Raw genomic sequence first — 17,563 nt, forward strand, 5'->3', positions numbered from 1 at the left:
TCCCGAAAATTCGTTCTGTCCGTCTTTTGCATTATTCCAAACTTGCCTGCCTTGATATGCGTCAAGGGTGGGGAACAGGGAAACCGTGTCGTTCGCTTAACGCCAGCAAAATGTTGTCCTTGCCATCAATGAAGGCATGACCATTTGCGGTACCGGTTTGAAGCGATGATGTGTCGCCGGATTTCAGGATCATTACCGGAAGTGACTGATGTTCTTCGCCCAAAAGCGCAATCACATCATGCCGGGGACGGGGCCAATTGATATGGCGAATATCAAGCCCGGCAAGCAAGTCCGGGAAAGATCCCAGAACCCCATCAATCAACGCACAATGCCAGCAGTAAAAGCGTTGGTTTGGCCATGCGGGATCTTCAAAGTCGGGTTTGAGCAGGAATATCGTATCGCGTTCCAGATCCGGCATGGGGTGTGGCCTTTTTGGTGGTGGCACTGTGTTTGCGCCGTGGCGATGTCAGGGACGGCCTTCAAAGATGCTTGAAGGCTGATATCAGATCGGCACGAAGGGCGGCCAGACGGTCACGGCCTTCGTCTTCGTCGTAGGGTTCGGCGGTACCAACGCCCCAAACCGGGCTTGGCCATGCGGCGTCGTCCTTAAAGCGGCCGATGACGTGGCAATGAAGCTGCGGCACCATATTGCCAAGCATCGCAACATTGGTCTTGAACGCATCAAAGCGACGTTTGATGACGCTTGAAACGGCAGCGACCTCATCACCAAGGATTTTGCGGTCTTCCGCACTCAGGTCGTCATAATCGACAAGGTCGGGGCGTCTGGGCACCAGAATGAGCCACGGATAACGCGCATCATTCATCAAAAGCACATGCGATAGCGGCCCGTCGGTGACGAGGGTGGTATCGGCGGCAAGCTGTGGATGAAGGGTGAATGCGTTATTCATGGTCAGTCCTTGTTATCGTGATAGCCCGATCAATGTCCCTGCTTATAACCTGCCGTTCTTTCGCTGTCTTGGTCTGTGGTGTGAAATCCGTCAGATAGCTGTGCGGGTATGTGCGAAAATTGGCGGGAAGGTCGGGCCCTCCCGTCCGGGAAATCATGCGACCTTTACATCGCGATGTTTGGCAAGCAGCTGATCAACAAGACCGATGACTTCTTGTTCTGCTGCGTGAATAGAGGCCTCGGTTCGTTCGTCGGCGAACTCGTCATATTCAATGGCCGCACCAAACTGATCGGTGATGCCGATATATTGTAGCGGGGTAAACAGCCCGCCTTCGACAAAGTTCAGGTGCGCAATGCGACCATCGGGCCCATAGCCATAGTCGCCACGCGATGACAGAGCGACAATCGATTTGTTGCCGGTCACCATTGGCCAGTAGGGAACGTCGCTACGCGTACGGTCAAAGCCGAATGTCCGGCCGACGCGGACAATGTTATCCACCCAAGCCTTCATCTGTGACGGCATGCCAAAATTATACATTGGCACCCCGGCAACGATGATGTCGGCGGCAAGCAGTTCGTCGACCAATTGATCGCTCTCGCGCAAGGCATGGCGCATCCATTCTTCGCGGTCTTCGGGTTTGGTGAATGCAGCATGGACCCATTCCCCGGTCACCGGGCTTGGCGGATTTGCGCCGACATCGCGATAGATGATTTCGGTTTCCGGCCGCTTGGCCAGCCAGTGTTCGATGAACTTGGCCGTCAAGCGGCGGCTGTGCGAACCATGTTGTTTCTGATCGGACCTGCCGGGCCGGGCGCTGCTGTCGATATGAAGAATTCTGGTCATGATGTTCTCCATGTGATGAAATTGGCTCATCTGTGATTTGGTTTGATGGTCAAGGATTGACCAAATTTCATTCGCACGGCAAAATCGAATTTCTCAGCCAACAGATGAGTTGAATTCATTCATATGTCGTTGCCGCCACTTGCGACCCTGCGCGCCTTTGAAGCCGCAGCACGCCATCAAAGTTTCAAGAATGCTGCATCCGAGCTTGGCGTCACGCCGACCGCGATCAGCCATCAAGTGCGTCTGCTTGAAGAAACGCTGAGTGTCCGGTTGTTTGACCGCAAGCCACGGCAGGTTGTTCTCACCGATGTCGGGCAGGAGTTGTATCCGGTTTTGCGTGATGGCTTTGCCGCCTTTGCCAAGGCGGTTGATCGGGTGCGGAACCGCCCCGTATCGCGCAGCATGACGGTTTCGGTCATTCCATCCTTTGCAGCAAAATGGCTGTTGCCACGCTTGTCCGGGTTTCAGGCAGAATACCCCGATATCAACTTGCGACTTCATACCTCGCCAGAGGCCGTCGACCTTGCCGGTGGTGTGGCGGATGCAGCCATTCGCTATGGTGTCGGACCCTATCCGGGATTGGTTGCGCACAAGATGTTTCGCGAAAAGTTCGTGCCACTTTGCAGTCCGGCACTGGGCCTGAAAAAACCGGAAGACTTGCGCAATGCGACCTTGCTGCATTTTGACTGGTTACGCCGCGATGATGCGACCCCGACATGGCAAAGATGGGGGCAGGTGGCAGGTGCTGCAGATCACTTGCCATCTGCGGGGATCAGTTTTTCCGATGACAGTCACGCCATTCAGGCGGCGATTGCAGGCCACGGCGTTGTTTTGGCCAGTCCGGTGATGGTGCGCGCAGAAATTGATGCAGGATTGCTGGTGATGCCATTTAGCCCGGAAATCAAAGGGCATTGTTATCACTACGTGCACACTGGCCGGGGCGATAACCTTCGCGAAGTTGAAGCATTCGGGGAGTGGATCAGAAGCGAAGTGGCATCTTCGGCACCACTTACCGAGCAATCTGGCGATTGACGATTGACCTTGCGGGCTGCATCAGAAACCATGTGCCATTGTTAATCATTAGTGTGGATGGATCATGCCCCGCTTTGCCGCCAACCTTTCGTTTCTGTTTGCCGACTTGCCGTTTGAAAAACGGTTCGCCGCGGCGGCAGATGCAGGCTTTGTCGGGGTGGAATATATCGGCGCCTATGACATGCCGCTTTCCACGGTCAAATCGCTTCTGAGCGATAACGGTCTGGAGCAGGTTTTATTTAACCTGCCAGCCGGTAACTGGGAGGCGGGTGACCGTGGTCTTGCCTGTCGCCCTGGGCGCGAGGAAGCTTTTCGCGACTCTGTCGTGCAGGCGCTTGATTACGCGGCGGCAACCGATTGCAAGATGCTTCATTGCATGGCGGGGCTGATGGGCAAGGGCGAAGATCCCGGCGAACTTGCCCGACTTTATTGCGACAATCTGCTTTATGCTGCGGACCTTGCCGATCAAGCCGGCGTCGATATCCTGATCGAGCCGATCAATCCGCTCGATATGCCGGGTTATTTGCTTAATTCCATCGAACAGGCGGCCGTGATCCTTGAACAGCTTGATCACCCGCGCCTGAAACTGCAGTTTGATATCTATCACGCGCAGATTGTTGGCGGGAACATCGCCGCACGGCTTGATAAACATATCGATAGCATCGCCCATGTGCAGGTCGCCGGTGCACCGGGAAGGCATGAGCCTGACAGCGGGGAACTGAATTACCCTTTCCTGTTCTATATGCTGGATCGCATTGGCTATGAAGGCTGGATCGGCTGCGAATACAAGCCGCACGGCAAGACCGAAGACGGGCTTGGCTGGGTCCGTCCATGGATGCCAAAACCCGGCGCCTGATCACCTGGATTTATTCGATCAGGATGGCACGGAAATCGTTGACGTTGGTTAGCGTCGGGCCGGTCACCAGAAGATCATCGATCTTGGCAAACGCGCTATAGGCGTCGTTGTTGGCAAGATATTCGCGAAGGTCGATACCGGCCTTCTGGGCGTTTTGCCAACTTTTGGCGTCAATGATTGCCCCGGCGTTGTCTTCGCTGCCATCGATGCCATCCGTGTCAATCGCCAGTGCCGTGAAACCCGGCTGATCACGAAGTTGCAGCAAAAGTGACAGCAAGAACTCGCTATTGCGGCCACCACGGCCGCCCTTGCCACGCACGGTGACGGTGGTTTCACCGCCCGAAAGCAGGACACAGGGCTTTGCCGCCGGTTGGCTATGATTGGCAACCTGATGGGCAATTCCGGCATGAACGATGGCGACTTCGCGTGCCTCACCCTCGATGGCGTCACCAAGGATGACGGCATTCAGTCCCATGTCACGGGCAACCGATGCTGCGGCCTCGAGGCTATCTTGCGGGCGGGCCAGCATGATGGTTTCATGGCCGTCAAAGCAGGGATCATCGGGTTTGATCGTTTCGTCCTCTGCACTTTGCAGAAGGTCCTTGGCAGCCTGCGGAATGTCGATCTGATAATGGCGGATGATATCAAGTGCATCCTGCCCGGTCGTCGGATCGGAAACCGTTGGGCCAGACGCAATGATCGCCGGATCATCACCCGGCACATCAGATACAAGATAGGTCACCATACGCGCCGGTGCCGAGGCCTTGGCCAGGCGGCCACCCTTGATCGCGGACAGGTGTTTTCGCACACAGTTCATTTCCGAAATAGTCGCACCACTGCGCAAAAGCGCCTTGCTGATGGCCTGCTTGTCTTCAAGGGTCAAGCCCGGACCGGGCAGGGCAAGAAGGGCCGATCCACCCCCGGAAATCATGCAGACCACCAGATCATCAGGGCCGGCATCGGAAACGATGTCAAGGATACGCTTCGCCGCCTTTTCACCCGCAGCATCGGGGACCGGGTGGGATGCCTCGACAATTTCGATTTGGTCACACTCAACCGCATGGCCATAGCGGGTGACAACCAGACCTTCGACATCGCCTTTCCAGGCCTTCTCGAACGCACGTGCCATATTGGCCGATGCCTTGCCCGCACCAATGACGATGGTTTTGCCCTTTGGCGGTTCGGGCAGGTTGCGCGGGATCTGAACCCCGGGGTCGGCGGCCTTTAATGCCGCATCCATCAAAGCCAGAAGTTTTTCGCGCGAAGTCGTCATATCGGGTTTCCCTGATTGGATTGTGGCCGGTTTGGTCCGGGTTTTTAGGTTGCCTGCTTGTCAGATGCGGTCTTGAAGAAATCGATCACGGCCTGGAGATGGTTTGACATCGCCTTTTCGGCGGCGTCCGGGTCGTGGGCCGCGATGGCTTCGATAATGTCGCGGTGATGTTCCTGCACCATGCGGTCAAAGGTCGGGCCGACCATCCCATTGAAGCGAATTTCATTGAGTGCTGCCTGCAACACATCATGCAGCATTTTCATCACGTGATAGTAAATGATTGAGCCCGTCGCCCGGCCGATCATCATGTGCAGGCGGTGGTCATCGTCCGCACGGTATTTGGCGGCCCGCCGTGGGTCATGCGCCTGACGATAGGCCATGCGCAGAAGTTTGATGTCCTCGTCACTGGCATTGATCGCGGCCCGCCGTGCAGCCCAGGTTTCAAGTGTGCAGCGAATTTCCTGAAGATCGCGCAGATTAGTGATCGAATCGCGCACCAGATCGGTCATCGCGGTGTCCATGTCGATCCCGGTGGATGACAGGATTTCTGTGCCGCCCCCCTGAACTGCGCGCAAGTACCCACGTGTCTTGAGCTTTTGCAAGGCGGCGCGTACCGACACGCGGCTGACCGACATGCTTTCGGCAAGCTGTCGTTCGCCGGGCAGGCGATCACCGGGCAGAAAAATGCCATCTGAGATCTTTTCAAGAATTTGATCTGCAACCTGATCGGCAATCCTTTTGGGGCGCCTGGTTTCCGCGTCGTCTTGTGCCTGAAGCGTCTTGGCAGACGGCATGTTGGGTTGTCTCCAATCGTGTTTTTCTCTGCCAGTGCAGCGATATCGATATTGGTTCGCGCAATGGTCATACCAGTTTACGGGATGTTTGGCGGCGACGCAAAGTGTCGATATGCACCACTCGCGCTTATTGCAGTGCAATCTTGTTTCGGTAGAGATAAATTGATAGTTCAACAGGGGATGATCGGCGTATCCGCCCCACTTTCACTGGCGCTTCGGCGGCTGTGATGCCGAGGGATACCGCCATCGGACCTTGCAGATACCCAAAGACCACCAGATTTCAGGAGAACTCGCGTGCCGAACCAAGCCGGGACCCTTTTGGGCCATGATGATCCCGCCCCGTTTGAGATATTGAACGAGAACGGCAAGGGTCATTCGCTTTTTGTCTGTGACCACGCGTCCCGGGAAATCCCCAAAAGCCTTGGCACCCTTGGCCTGCCCGAGGAAGAGCGCAAACGCCATATCGGTTGGGATATCGGTGCGCGAAAGGTGACCGAAATTCTGGTCGAACGGTTTGATTGCCGCGCAGTTTTGGGCGGATTTTCGCGCCTTGTCATTGATTGCAACCGTCAGCTTTGGGATCCGACCGGGATGCCTGAAATCGCCGATCAGACCGTGGTGCCGGGCAACAAGAACGTCTCGCCCAGCGAACATATGCAGCGCATCCGCGAGATTTTCCTGCCTTATCACTGGGCGATCGAAGAACAGATTGCCAATTTCCACGCCCATAAAATCGCCCCGGCGCTGATTGCCATTCACAGTTTTACGCCTGTGTTTCAGGGCTTTGAACGCCCATGGGAAATCGGTGTTTTGTGGGATCAGGATGATCGCATTCCGGTGCCGTTGCTTGAAACACTTCGGGCGCAAAACCCGGATTTGACCATCGGCGATAACGAACCTTATTCCGGGCGTCATTTGGCCGATTACACGATTGACCATCACGGCGAGGCGGCTGGTCTTCCCTGTGTGTCGATTGAAATCCGTCAGGATCTGATTGATACTGATGCGGGATGTGAAAAATGGGCAAAAATCCTTGGCGATGCCTTTGCCGACATCCTTGCGGATCCGAACCTATACAAGATCAGGAGAGACTGATTTGGCAGGGGCCAACGCGCGCGAGCCGGGATTTTCCATCGGCATAGAAGAAGAATTCTGGCTCGTGGATCGCGAAACCCGCGATCTTGCCAAAGACCCGCCTGCCGAATTCCTTAAGGACGCCAAGGCAAAGCTTGGCGATCAGGTTTCAAGCGAGTTCATGCGCTGTCAGGTCGAAACCGGAAGCAAGGTGTGCAACAGCGCACTTGAAGCGCGCGAGCAGCTTATTGAAATGCGCAGCACGCTTTCCGAGGTAGCGGCAAAATATGACATGGCGCTGCTGGCGGCGTCGACCCATCCCTTTGCCCAGTGGGACGATCAGAAACATACTGATGGCGAACGGTACAACACCATCGCGCGCGATCTGCGCACGGTGGTCGACCGGTTGCTGATTTGTGGCATGCATGTCCATGTCGGGATCGAGGATGACGACCTGCGCATCGAGCTGATGGCGCAGGCGAGCTACTTCTTGCCCCATCTTCTCGCACTCACCACCAGCTCACCGTTCTGGCGCGGCAAGGAAACCGGGCTTCAGACATTCCGTTTGTCGGTGTTTGATAACCTGCCGCGCACCGGCCTGCCGGAAGTGTTTGGATCCTGGGCGGAATATCGCCGCCATGTCGATATGCTGATTAATGCCGGTGTGATCGAAGATGGCACAAAGCTTTGGTGGGATTTGCGGCCCTCTGATCGTTGGCCGACCCTTGAAATGCGGATCGCCGATGTTTGCACCGACCTTGAGGATGCTGTCTGTGTTGCATCGATTACGCGATGCCTGATGCGGATGCTGTATCGTTTGCGGCGCAACAATCAACGCTGGCGGATCTATGCGAACATGCTGGTGCGCGAAAACCGCTGGCGGGCATGCCGTTATGGTAGTGATCCGGGTGAGAAGGCCGGGTTGATCGATTTTGGCCGGGGTGAAATTGTGCCCTATGCCGATCTGCTTGAGGAAATCTTGGAGCTGATCCGACCAGATGCCGAATTCTTTGGCTGTGTCGATGAAGTCGAACATGCACGCACCATCATAAAACGCGGCACCAGTGCGCGCAGACAGCGCGAAATCTATGACGCAGCAATCGAACTCGGCGCCTCGTCAAAGGACGCATTGATCGCGGTTGCCGATGTGCTGATTGAACGGACGGATCCCAACGCAAGATCGGACACCTAGAGTCTGCTCCGATTATCTTACATCGTTTTGCCGAGGACATTCTTCTGTCCGGCAAGGAATGGATCGCAGGGCGTAGCGGTGCTACGGTCAAGATCCGTGACGCTGCAGGGCGGATGAATGTCCCGGCCCGAAGGGTTCGGTTTGGCGATGTTTCGCTGCGTTACACCGCTTGAACGATGCTCCACATCGCCCTTCGCGCTGTGCCTTGCCAAACAGATTCGCCAAACACGAACAAAAGCGATGCAAGCTAATCGGAGCAGACTCTAACGGCTTGTCAGCGAACGGTGCATTGAGTATCGTCGCGCCGAAACGGGTTTGGGCCCTTTGAATTCCGCGCATCGGATATCCGCTGTGCAATCCATCATCGGAGAAGAATTGATGACCGAAGTCGGTGGTATCGCAGCCGATCAGCTTGCGAGTTATGTCGAGCGTATCGAACGCCTTGAAGAAGAAAAAGCCAACCTGATGGCTGACATCAAGGAAGTCTATGGCGAAGCCAAGGCGCTTGGCTATGACGTGAAAATCCTGCGCCAGATCATTCGTCTGCGCAAAATGGAAGACCACGAGCGCACCGAACAGGAAGAAATCCTGGAAGTGTACAAACGTGCGCTGGGTATGAGCTGACACCATCCTGTCAGCAGATCTGCCGAGAATACCAAAAGCCCGCTTTCAAGCGGGCTTTTGCTTTTGTAATCTTGGCGCATGACAACCGCATCCCGCCCCGAAATCACCGCTGAAGTCACCGAAGGTGTCTGTCGGCTGTTATATCATCATGAAATGGCCTGCCTGACGGAGCTGCGTCTGGGCAATGGGCGCAGGCTTGATGTGCTGGCGCTTGGCCCAAAAGGAGAACTGTGGGCGGTGGAGGTCAAATCATCGGTCGAGGATTTCCGGGTTGATCAGAAATGGCAAAGCTATCTGGATTACTGTGACCGGTTCTTCTTTGCCGTGCCGATGCTCTTCCCCAAGGACCTCATCCCCGAAGATGTCGGACTGATCGTTGCCGACCGGTTTGAAGCCGCGATCATCCGTGCAAGTGCGGAAAAAAGCTTTCCGCAGCGCGTCGAAAAAAGCTCCTGATCTCCTTCGGACAGACCGCAGCGGGGCGAGTAAACAAGTTTTCTTCAAAGGAATATGTATTGGGATAGGCTCTCGAAAGGATAGTTTCCTGTTATTATTTCATATTTATGGATGACAATAAGTTGTTGATATTGAATTTAAAACATAGATTTCAACCTGTGGTATACGCTTGAATAGCATCGGAACGTATAGGTTTAGGTGTGACGAAGCGCACTGGTCTAAGGGTTGCGTTTGTGCGATGCAATATAAGCATTGCGAGAACGTTTGGGCCAGACTGAGCAGTTTTCGATTTCTGTCTTTGACCTCTGTGTCGACTGGCCCGTGTTGGGTGTAATACCCGGTTCCTTCATCGGGGGACGACGACATGGCGGAAAAGAAACGTGCGATCGCTTTGGCTGGGCGTGGACCAGCAGTTGGTTTGAGCATCGGCGCCCTAAAAAGGGTGCGCTTGAACCCTGATCTCAACGAGGTGTGGGGCAGCCGTATCCTCGACATCAAACAGATCCGCCAACCCGAAAACCTTTATGACGCGCTGAACGATCAGGTGATGCTGTTTGCGGCAACCACCAGCGAAGATGACGTCAAGCTCTTCAATTACAAGGTCGCCGCAAGCGGGCGCGATATCCGGGGCATCGAAATCCCGGTTGAAGCCAATATCAGCTACCACTGGACGTGGGAAAACCTCGATCGAAGCATCGAGGACGGCTATCGCGCGACCAACGGTGTTCTTTCTGCATATCGAAATACCACCGGCGACGTGACTGTTGCCAAACTTCTGGCGGCAAGTAACGACGCCGCCTGATGTCATCTGTGAATGTCAATTTTGGATATCCAAAGAATGAAGACTTTTGCGAATCTGAATATCGGGACCAAACTTTCCATTTTGCCGGTAATTGCGGTTATTGCGATCATCGCTGTCAGCCTGATTGGCGGGCGGGCCATCATGTCACTTTCTGATGGTCTGGAATTCGCTGTCAGCAAGGCATATCCCGAGGTCAAGGATATTGGCGAGATTGATCGCAATGTGACCCGGGTGCATCAGACCCTTTATCGCATGCTTTCTTGGTCGGCCGCCGGTGTTGAAGGCGACCGGATGGAAGCCGTTTCCCAGGATCTTGAAACCCAGATCGAAGAAGCGCGTCAGTCCTTTGTAACGTTGCTTGAAAACGAAAGTCTCCCTGAATCCGGTCGCCAGATGTCGGTTGATGCGCAGGAACGCTTTGACGGCTACCTTGGCAAGGTCAATCAGGTCCTTGGCATGCTCGACATCGATTATACCGGGGCGCTCAGCTTTTCCTGGTCTGCACAGTCCGACTATGAAGCACTGATGGACATTCTTTCCAAGCTGCGCGGAACCGCAGAACTCAGAATGGACAGTGCAAGCGGTGCGGCCATGGCGGTTGGCAGTTCAGCACAGGATCAGACAATTATCGCGGCCGTGTCGGCATCTATCGCCATGGCGGTGATCAGTTTTGTCATCGCAAGCCTGATCGGGGCGCCGGTCAAAAAACTGACGCATGTCATGCGTGAAATTGCCGAAGGCAAAACCGATATCTCGGTTCCCTATACCGCGCGCAAGGATGAGATGGGCAAGATGGCCGATGCGGTTGAAGTGTTCCGCCAGAACGCCGAAAGCCTCGAAGCCGCCGAAGAACAGCGTCTGCAGGACGAAGCCCGCGCGGTCGAGGAAAAACGCCAGATCATGCAGGAACTGGCGCGCGATATTGAAACGTCGGTACAGGGCACAGCAACGGCGGTCAGCGCCGCGATCGAGGAGATCGGCGCATCCGCATCGGCGCTTCTCGACAATGCCGAACGCACCGACCATCAGAGCGAGAACGCCTTTGATGCATCCGGCAAGTCCAGCCACAACATGGGCGAGATCGCCCAGGCGGCATCCGGCCTGGCTTCGGCGATTGCCAATATCAGCGAGGAAATCCAGAAAAGTAGCCGTCAGGCACAGGAAGCCAGCGAACAGGCCCGTGACGCGGATGAGAAAATCCGCCGTCTTGAAGAAGCCAGCATTCGTATCGAGGATGTCGCTGCCCTGATCGGCAATATTGCCGAACAGACCAACCTTCTGGCCCTTAACGCGACGATTGAATCAGCCCGCGCCGGTGAGGCCGGCAAAGGGTTCGCCGTTGTTGCCAACGAGGTCAAAAACCTTGCCAGCCAGACGGCGAAATCGACCGAGGAAATTGCATCTGAAATTGCCAATGTCCGTGCTGAAACCGGACAGGCGGTCGAGGCGATCCGAACGATTGTCGAAAGCGTTCAAGGCATCAATGAAATTCTGAGACTGACGGCTGAATCTGTCATGGAGCAAGGCAATGCGACAGGCCAGATCAGCACCAGTATCACCGAAGCTGCCGGTTATGCGGAAACCGTGTCAGGCGGCATTGGTGATGTGCGCGACATTGCCCGTGCGACCCGTGATTCTGCGGGAAGTGTGGGCGAGGCAACCGCAGAGCTTAGCCGCGAAATGGCAGGGCTAAGCAGTTCGGTTGATGGTCTCGTTGCACGGCTGCGCGCCGTCTGACGGACCTTTGTGTTCATTTGTTTCAACCAACCAATCGTCAATCACGACATCTATCTATGATCAACAAGGGAAATTCAGGATGAATAAGGTTTTGCGTTCTTTCGGTGCGGCTCTGGCGTCGTTGCTGATGGTTTTGAGTGTATCGTCGGCCATGGCCCAGGATAAGGAAGCAACCGCCAAGGATCTGGTGGATAAGGCAATCGCCCTTTATGACGACGTCGGGCAGGAGAAATCCTTTGATATGTTCAACGACAAGTCCGGTGAATTCGTATTTGACGAGTTTTACGTCATTGTTGCTGATGGCGAAAAAGGCACGTTCCTGACACACGCGATCAACCCGAAGCTTGTTAACAACCCGGGCCTTTGGGACCTTCAAGATGTGAACAGCAAGTTCATCATTCGTGACATGGTCGAGACCGGAAAGGCATCGCCGGATGGTGGTTGGTCCAACTACACTTGGACTCATCCGCAGACCAAAAAACTTGCCGAAAAGAAAACCTGGGTGAAAGCCCATGACGGCAAGATTTTCATGGTGGGTTATTACGACTAAAAAGTAATCATATCCAAAAAGCAAAAACCGCCTTCGGGCGGTTTTTGTGTTTCAAGTAAAATGGATCGATTCGTAAAATATTTGTTAAGTTAAACGAGTGGGTTTTTGGATGCATATTTTAGAAAATACTTAACAAGACTCTGATCAAAAGCGCGATTTGGTATATGAGTCAACGGATTTAATATATCTAAGTATATGTAATCGCGTGTTTTGTCACATCACTATTGAAGAATTGTCTCAAATGTAGCGGCTTAAAATCATTATAATGATGGCTGTATCTACAGGTCCGCAAAGACGGACTGGTATCTCCTGGGGGTGAGCGGTGGTGCACGCGATGGCATTTTATCGTTTGCGCCATGTTGTTTGGACCGAACCATTCGGTTTTCAACAAGGAGATCGCGACGTGGAAAAGATCAAACGAGCTATCTTTCTGTCAGGCGGCGGGCCTGCTGTTGGCTTAAGCATCGGGGTGCTTAAGCGTCTGCAGCAGGAACCGGATATAAAATTTGATATCTGGTCGTCTGCCTGTATCGGCGCTTGGCTCTCGGTTGCCTGGCATCAGGCCGACGAGGGTCAGGAACTTGACCAGACCATCGCCTTCTTTCGTAAAATTTTCCGACCCGCAAGTGTCTATGAACGGTTCCCGATTGCATCGGCCTTTGCGCCGGACTTCTTTTCTGATTTCACCAACAAACTCAATTACTTCTTTAACCCTAACAGCTATCAGGGGCTGATCGTGCCGGACGCCATCGGCGAGGCCGTTGAACATGTGCAGCATTTCATGGGCAATCCGAAATACTGGACGCCGCACAATTTCAACGATGTTTTGTTAAACGGTTTTCTGGCGGCAAATCCCCTGTCACGTCTTCTGGTTGGATCGATCTATCAGACCCAGACCAAGGGACTGGCCAAGATCTATTCACCCGACAGCATGTTTTTGGACCGGCTGAACTTTGATCGGCTGTATCAGCCCGACAAGCCGGCCATGTTCCACAACGCCTATAACCTGTCCAAGCAGCGGCTTGAACTTTTCACCAACAAACCCGATCACTACGACCTGCCACAGATGAACGCGCAGACGCTGTGTGCCTGTTCTGCCTTGCCGTTTATCGAAGAGCCGGTCGAAATCAACGGCGATACCTATTGCGAGGGGGCGACTGTTGATACGGTCAACTTCTTTGACTTCCTGCGCCTGCACCCGGATGTCGATGAGGTCTGGGTCAGCCGTATTCTTGATCTTAAGCAGGTGCGTCAGCCTGAAAACCTGTATGACGCACTGAATAACCTGATCATGCTGTTTGCCGCATCGGCCAGCGAAGACGCTGTTGCAGCCTTCAAACGTGAAGTCGCCGAAAGTGGTCGCAAGATCGATATCGTTGAAATCCCGGTTTCCCCGCACATCAACTATGACTGGACGTGGGAAAACCTTGATCGCGGGATCGAGGACGGCTTTGAGTCAACCGATCACATGATTGCGGATTACCGCCAACGCAAACGTCAGGAAAAGTCTGTTAAAAGTTTGCGAGAGGGCGCGATGCGCATTCTGCCTGAATTCCAAAGCCGTTTTCCGCGCTTTGTGTGAGTAACAAAAAAAGGGCCGCATCATGCGGCCCTTTTGATTTTTGGCTTATTCCGCCGCCTTGAGATGTTCGGGCGGGTTGCGGAACTGTTCAAGCAGTTCGGCTTCGCGCACCTTGACCTTGGCGATGTGTTCTTCCTTGACGTGGCCGTAACCGCGAATGTGTTCGGGCAGGGCCAGCAACGCCTTGGCGATGCGGGCATTCTCAAAGCTAAGGCCGTCAATCACCTCGGTTACCAGTTTCTCGTAATCCGTGATCAACTGGCGTTCGATCTTGCGTTCCGGGTTGCGGCCAAACGGATCAAGTTTGGTGCCGCGCAGGAACTTCAGTTTCGCCAGCATGCGGAACGCCGACATCATCCACGGACCGTAAACCGACTTTTGTGGCTTGCCACTTTCGGGATCGGCATTGGCAAGTGACGGCGGCGCCAGATGGAAGTTGATCTTGTAGTCCCCGGTAAAGGTCTGGGTGACCTTCCTCATGAACGCCGGATCGGTGTAAAGACGGGCAACCTCATACTCGTCCTTATAGGCCAGCAGTTTGAAGTAGTATTTAGCTACTGTCCGGGCCAGATCATCCTCATCGCCAAGGCGTTTCTCGGCGTGTGAAACCTTATCAACAAGGTCGGCGAAACGATCGGCATAGGCCGCGTTCTGATAATCGGTCAGGAATGCACGGCGCTTGGCGACGATATCGGAAAGCTCGGTCGCAATCGGGTGGGCTTCGGCCTCGTTCGGGCCGACGATTCCGATCACGCGATCACGGTCATGGGCATACAGGCGGCCCCAATGGAAGGACTGCTTGTTCATGTCAATTGACACGCCATTAAGCTCAATCGCCTGCATAAGCGCCTCTTCACTGATCGGGATCAGGCCTCGCTGCCAGGCAACGCCCAGCATGAACAGGTTGGTTGCAATCGAGTTGCCCATCAGGCGGGTCGCTATGTCGCTGCCTTCAACGAAATGAACCGCATCAGCACCACAGGCATCACTGATGACCTTCATATGCTCGTTGGTTTTAAGCTCAAAGTCCGGATTGTGGGTAAAGGCGCCGGTAACGGTTTCATGGGTGTTGATCACCGCCTGGGTAAAGTTCCGACGCATTTTGGCAAGCCCCTCATAGCTTGCCGCAACCAGAAGGTCGCAACCCAGAACCACATTGGCTTCACCGGCCGGGATGCGCGCAGCATGCAGCTTGTTTTGGTCATTGGCAAAGCGGATATGGCTGACAACAGCCCCGCCTTTTTGTGCCAAGCCCGCCATATCAAGGCCGACAATGCCCTTGCCCTCAATGTGGGCCGCCATTCCAAGCAACGCACCGATGGTGACAACGCCGGTGCCACCAACACCCGTGACCAGAACCGACCAGGGTTCGTCGATTTCAGGCAGGGTCGGGCGCGGCAGGCTGGCAAAGACTGCGTCGGTACCGGTATCACCCTTGGCGGCGGCATCGGGTTTGCGAAGCTCGCCGCCTTCAATGGTGACAAAGCTCGGGCAGAAGCCCTTAAGGCAGGAGAAATCCTTGTTGCACGCCGACTGGTCAATCGCGCGTTTGCGGCCAAACTCGGTCTCGACCGGCACAACGGCAAGGCAGTTGGATTGTTCGCCACAATCACCGCAGCCTTCGCAGACCAGATCATTGATGAACACGCGCTTGGGCGGATCAACCATCAGCTTGCGTTTGCGACGACGGCGTTTTTCGGCTGCACAGGTCTGATCAAAGATCAGGATCGAAACGCCTTCGATTTCACGCAATTCTTTCTGGGTGTCGTCCAGCGTGTCGCGATGACGGATATCGACACCCGGCGCAAAGTCCGCACCCATCGGATATTTTTCGGGCTCGTCTGACAGAACGATGATGCGTTTGGCACCTTCGTCAAACATCTGGCGCGTGATCTGCGGCACGGTCAGTGGCCCGTCAACCGGCTGTCCGCCGGTCATGGCGACCGCGTCGTTAAACAGGATCTTATAGGTGATGTTCACACCCGATGCGACTGCGGCACGCACGGCAAGGGAGCCTGAATGGTAATAGGTGCCATCGCCCAGGTTCTGGAAAACGTGCTTTGTATGGGTGAATGGTGCCTGTCCGATCCATGTCGCACCTTCGCCGCCCATATGGGTAAAGGTTTCGGTGGATCGATCCATCCAGTTGACCATGTAATGGCACCCGATACCGGCCATCGCACGGCTGCCTTCGGGCACCTTGGTCGAACTGTTATGCGGGCAACCCGGGCAGAACCACGGAATGCGTGCAACATCCGGGCGCGGTTCGGCAATTTCCTTTTCTTTTTCGGCAAGCCAATCAATGCGTTCATGAATGGCCGGGCTGTCATAGAACCGCTTGATGCGTTCGGCCAGAACCACGGCAACACGGGCCGGGGTCAGTTCGTCCATCGATGGCAGGATCCATTCGCCCTTTTCATCGAACTTGCCGATCACGGTCGGACGAACGTCTTCGCGCCAGTTGTAAAGCTGCTCCTTGACCTGGTTTTCCATCACCGCGCGCTTTTCTTCGACGACGATGATTTCCTCAAGCCCAAGGGCGAACTCGCGGACATCCTCGCGGTTCAGTGGCCAGCTCATGCCGACCTTAAGCACGCGAATGCCGATCTTGGCGGCGTCTTCTTCGGAAATGCCAAGGTCATCAAATGCCTGCATGACATCAAGATAGGCCTTGCCGGTGGTAATGATGCCAAGCCGCGCATTCGGGCTATCGATCACGGTTTTATTCAGCTTGTTCGCCCGCGCATATGCCAGTGCGGCATAGAGCTTGTATTTCATCAGGCGATGTTCCTGCTCCTTGGGCGTGTCGGGCCAGCGGATATGCAGGCCGCCCTCGGGCATGGGGAAATCGGTCGGGATGACAGGGGTAATACGATCCGGGGCGACATCGGCTGCGGCCGAACTTTCCACCGTTTCAGCAATGGTTTTCATCGCCACCCAGCAACCGGAATAGCGGCTCATCGCCCAACCATGCAGACCGTAATCCAGAATGTCCTGAACACCGGACGGGTTCAGAACCGGGATCTGCGCATCGATAAAGGCGTATTCGGTCTGATGGGGCAGGGTAGATGATTTGCAACTGTGGTCATCACCGGCCAGAACCAGAACGCCGCCATGCTTGGACGTTCCGGCATGGTTGGCGTGTTTGAAAACGTCACCGGACCGGTCAACGCCCGGGCCCTTGCCGTACCACATGCCAAAGACGCCATCATATTTGGCATCCTTGTACATATTGACTTGCTGACTGCCCCAAACGACGGTGGCGGCAAGGTCTTCGTTCACACCCGACTGAAATTCGATCTGCTGTTTGGTCAGGAATTTTTGGGCGCGCCAAAGTTGCTGATCAAGTCCACCAAGCGGCGATCCGCGATAACCCGAAATGCAGCCGGCGGTATTAAGCCCCGCGCGCGCATCAAGCTGGCGCTGCATCAGGGGCAAACGGACCAGTGCCTGGATACCTGTAAGGTAAACCCGGCCTTCCTCAAGCGTGTATTTGTCGTCGAGTTGGACTGCCGCCAATTGTTGTGCCATGACCGGTCTCCCTGAAATCTCTCTGATATGCGGGGTCATTTCGGGCCCAATGCACTGCTTTTATTGATATGGGTGTTTGTGCAGTGTTTCGGTATGACCTTTAATTTATCTGTCAGGTCGGGTGTGCGGGACCTGTGCCTGACCTTGAAATGGTAATAAAGACTGACCTTTTTTCAAAGCGAAGTCGCATCGCACTATGCAAAACGCCTGATTGCATCTGTTGACGTAAGGTCAACTTATTATTTACTTATTCCGGTACCGATTTACGCGCAATAAAATTGCGGCCCTGTTGCGCTGCGAAATTGCAAA

Annotated in this window: 16 protein-coding genes; 10 read left to right on the forward strand and 6 right to left on the reverse strand. The window is 54.7% G+C overall.

Features of this window, described 5'->3' with window-relative positions; all coding sequences use genetic code 11:
* Positions 1 to 61: 61 nt before the first annotated feature.
* From TH2_RS15260 to TH2_RS15270, 3 genes are all read right to left on the reverse strand, one after another.
* Positions 62 to 418 (reverse strand): DUF3088 domain-containing protein, encoded by a 357-nt coding sequence (locus tag TH2_RS15260; protein WP_008891335.1) that lies wholly within the window; start codon positions 416 to 418, stop codon positions 62 to 64.
* 61 nt (positions 419 to 479) lie between these two features.
* Complete coding sequence (locus TH2_RS15265) at positions 480 to 908, reverse strand: HIT domain-containing protein (RefSeq protein WP_008891336.1); 429 nt, start codon at positions 906 to 908, stop codon at positions 480 to 482.
* 153 nt (positions 909 to 1,061) lie between these two features.
* A complete protein-coding gene (locus TH2_RS15270; protein ID WP_008891337.1) occupies positions 1,062 to 1,751 on the reverse strand; it encodes an FMN-dependent NADH-azoreductase in 690 nt (229 codons plus the stop codon).
* Between the two features lie 123 nt (positions 1,752 to 1,874).
* On the opposite strand from TH2_RS15270, the gene gcvA reads away from it, so the two are divergent.
* Positions 1,875 to 2,783, forward strand: coding sequence for a transcriptional regulator GcvA (gene gcvA / locus TH2_RS15275; RefSeq protein ID WP_008891338.1), 909 nt, complete (start codon positions 1,875 to 1,877; stop codon positions 2,781 to 2,783).
* Positions 2,784 to 2,847: 64 nt separating this feature from the next.
* On the forward strand, positions 2,848 to 3,639 hold the full coding sequence (otnI, locus tag TH2_RS15280) for a 2-oxo-tetronate isomerase (RefSeq protein ID WP_008891339.1): 792 nt from the start codon (positions 2,848 to 2,850) through the stop codon (positions 3,637 to 3,639).
* A 10-nt stretch (positions 3,640 to 3,649) separates the two neighbouring features.
* Here the strand turns inward: otnI and TH2_RS15285 are convergent, their stop codons facing one another.
* Both TH2_RS15285 and TH2_RS15290 read right to left on the reverse strand, forming a co-directional pair.
* On the reverse strand, positions 3,650 to 4,912 hold the full coding sequence (locus TH2_RS15285) for a glycerate kinase type-2 family protein (RefSeq protein ID WP_008891340.1): 1,263 nt from the start codon (positions 4,910 to 4,912) through the stop codon (positions 3,650 to 3,652).
* A gap of 44 nt (positions 4,913 to 4,956) precedes the next feature.
* On the reverse strand, positions 4,957 to 5,706 hold the full coding sequence (locus TH2_RS15290; RefSeq protein ID WP_008891341.1) for a FadR/GntR family transcriptional regulator: 750 nt from the start codon (positions 5,704 to 5,706) through the stop codon (positions 4,957 to 4,959).
* A 294-nt stretch (positions 5,707 to 6,000) separates the two neighbouring features.
* On the opposite strand from TH2_RS15290, the gene TH2_RS15295 reads away from it, so the two are divergent.
* The 8 genes from TH2_RS15295 to TH2_RS15330 all read left to right on the forward strand — a co-directional run bounded on the left by TH2_RS15295 (position 6,001) and on the right by TH2_RS15330 (position 13,723).
* Entirely contained in the window at positions 6,001 to 6,801 is an 801-nt protein-coding gene (locus TH2_RS15295; protein ID WP_008891342.1) for an N-formylglutamate amidohydrolase, read from the forward strand.
* A 1-nt stretch (position 6,802) separates the two neighbouring features.
* Positions 6,803 to 7,972: a carboxylate-amine ligase gene (locus TH2_RS15300; protein WP_008891343.1), complete on the forward strand. Its 1,170-nt coding sequence runs from the start codon at positions 6,803 to 6,805 to the stop codon at positions 7,970 to 7,972.
* Positions 7,973 to 8,350: 378 nt separating this feature from the next.
* Entirely contained in the window at positions 8,351 to 8,596 is a 246-nt protein-coding gene (locus tag TH2_RS15305; protein ID WP_007090950.1) for a DUF2312 domain-containing protein, read from the forward strand.
* Positions 8,597 to 8,674: 78 nt separating this feature from the next.
* The gene (locus TH2_RS15310) at positions 8,675 to 9,052 is read left to right on the forward strand and encodes an MmcB family DNA repair protein (RefSeq protein ID WP_008891344.1); all 378 of its coding nucleotides are present in this window, start codon (positions 8,675 to 8,677) and stop codon (positions 9,050 to 9,052) included.
* Between the two features lie 448 nt (positions 9,053 to 9,500).
* On the forward strand, positions 9,501 to 9,854 hold the full coding sequence (locus TH2_RS15315; RefSeq protein WP_157194152.1) for a hypothetical protein: 354 nt from the start codon (positions 9,501 to 9,503) through the stop codon (positions 9,852 to 9,854).
* A 36-nt stretch (positions 9,855 to 9,890) separates the two neighbouring features.
* Positions 9,891 to 11,591, forward strand: coding sequence for a methyl-accepting chemotaxis protein (locus tag TH2_RS15320; RefSeq protein ID WP_008891346.1), 1,701 nt, complete (start codon positions 9,891 to 9,893; stop codon positions 11,589 to 11,591).
* 79 nt (positions 11,592 to 11,670) lie between these two features.
* The gene (locus TH2_RS15325; protein ID WP_008891347.1) at positions 11,671 to 12,141 is read left to right on the forward strand and encodes a cache domain-containing protein; all 471 of its coding nucleotides are present in this window, start codon (positions 11,671 to 11,673) and stop codon (positions 12,139 to 12,141) included.
* Between the two features lie 403 nt (positions 12,142 to 12,544).
* Positions 12,545 to 13,723, forward strand: a complete 1,179-nt coding sequence (locus TH2_RS15330) for a patatin-like phospholipase family protein (protein WP_040824236.1) — start codon at positions 12,545 to 12,547, stop codon at positions 13,721 to 13,723.
* A gap of 45 nt (positions 13,724 to 13,768) precedes the next feature.
* Here TH2_RS15330 and TH2_RS15335 read toward each other — a convergent pair whose 3' ends face one another.
* Positions 13,769 to 17,254 carry an indolepyruvate ferredoxin oxidoreductase family protein gene (locus tag TH2_RS15335; RefSeq protein WP_008891349.1) on the reverse strand — a complete coding sequence of 1,162 codons (3,486 nt, stop codon included), beginning with the start codon at positions 17,252 to 17,254 and terminating at the stop codon, positions 13,769 to 13,771.
* Positions 17,255 to 17,563 lie beyond the last annotated feature (309 nt).

It is taken from the genome of Thalassospira profundimaris WP0211 (assembly GCF_000300275.1).
Classification (GTDB): domain Bacteria; phylum Pseudomonadota; class Alphaproteobacteria; order Rhodospirillales; family Thalassospiraceae; genus Thalassospira; species Thalassospira profundimaris.

Excerpts from the sequence above, each read along its gene's own strand:
- TH2_RS15260 (WP_008891335.1), bottom strand. The coding sequence starts at position 418 with ATGCCGGATCTGGAACGCGATACGATATTCCTGCTCAAACCCGACTTT.
- TH2_RS15265 (WP_008891336.1), bottom strand. The coding sequence starts at position 908 with ATGAATAACGCATTCACCCTTCATCCACAGCTTGCCGCCGATACCACC.
- TH2_RS15270 (WP_008891337.1), bottom strand. The coding sequence starts at position 1,751 with ATGACCAGAATTCTTCATATCGACAGCAGCGCCCGGCCCGGCAGGTCC.
- gcvA (WP_008891338.1), top strand. The coding sequence starts at position 1,875 with ATGTCGTTGCCGCCACTTGCGACCCTGCGCGCCTTTGAAGCCGCAGCA.
- otnI (WP_008891339.1), top strand. The coding sequence starts at position 2,848 with ATGCCCCGCTTTGCCGCCAACCTTTCGTTTCTGTTTGCCGACTTGCCG.
- TH2_RS15285 (WP_008891340.1), bottom strand. The coding sequence starts at position 4,912 with ATGACGACTTCGCGCGAAAAACTTCTGGCTTTGATGGATGCGGCATTA.
- TH2_RS15290 (WP_008891341.1), bottom strand. The coding sequence starts at position 5,706 with ATGCCGTCTGCCAAGACGCTTCAGGCACAAGACGACGCGGAAACCAGG.
- TH2_RS15305 (WP_007090950.1), top strand. The coding sequence starts at position 8,351 with ATGACCGAAGTCGGTGGTATCGCAGCCGATCAGCTTGCGAGTTATGTC.
- TH2_RS15310 (WP_008891344.1), top strand. The coding sequence starts at position 8,675 with ATGACAACCGCATCCCGCCCCGAAATCACCGCTGAAGTCACCGAAGGT.
- TH2_RS15320 (WP_008891346.1), top strand. The coding sequence starts at position 9,891 with ATGAAGACTTTTGCGAATCTGAATATCGGGACCAAACTTTCCATTTTG.
- TH2_RS15325 (WP_008891347.1), top strand. The coding sequence starts at position 11,671 with ATGAATAAGGTTTTGCGTTCTTTCGGTGCGGCTCTGGCGTCGTTGCTG.
- TH2_RS15335 (WP_008891349.1), bottom strand. The coding sequence starts at position 17,254 with ATGGCACAACAATTGGCGGCAGTCCAACTCGACGACAAATACACGCTT.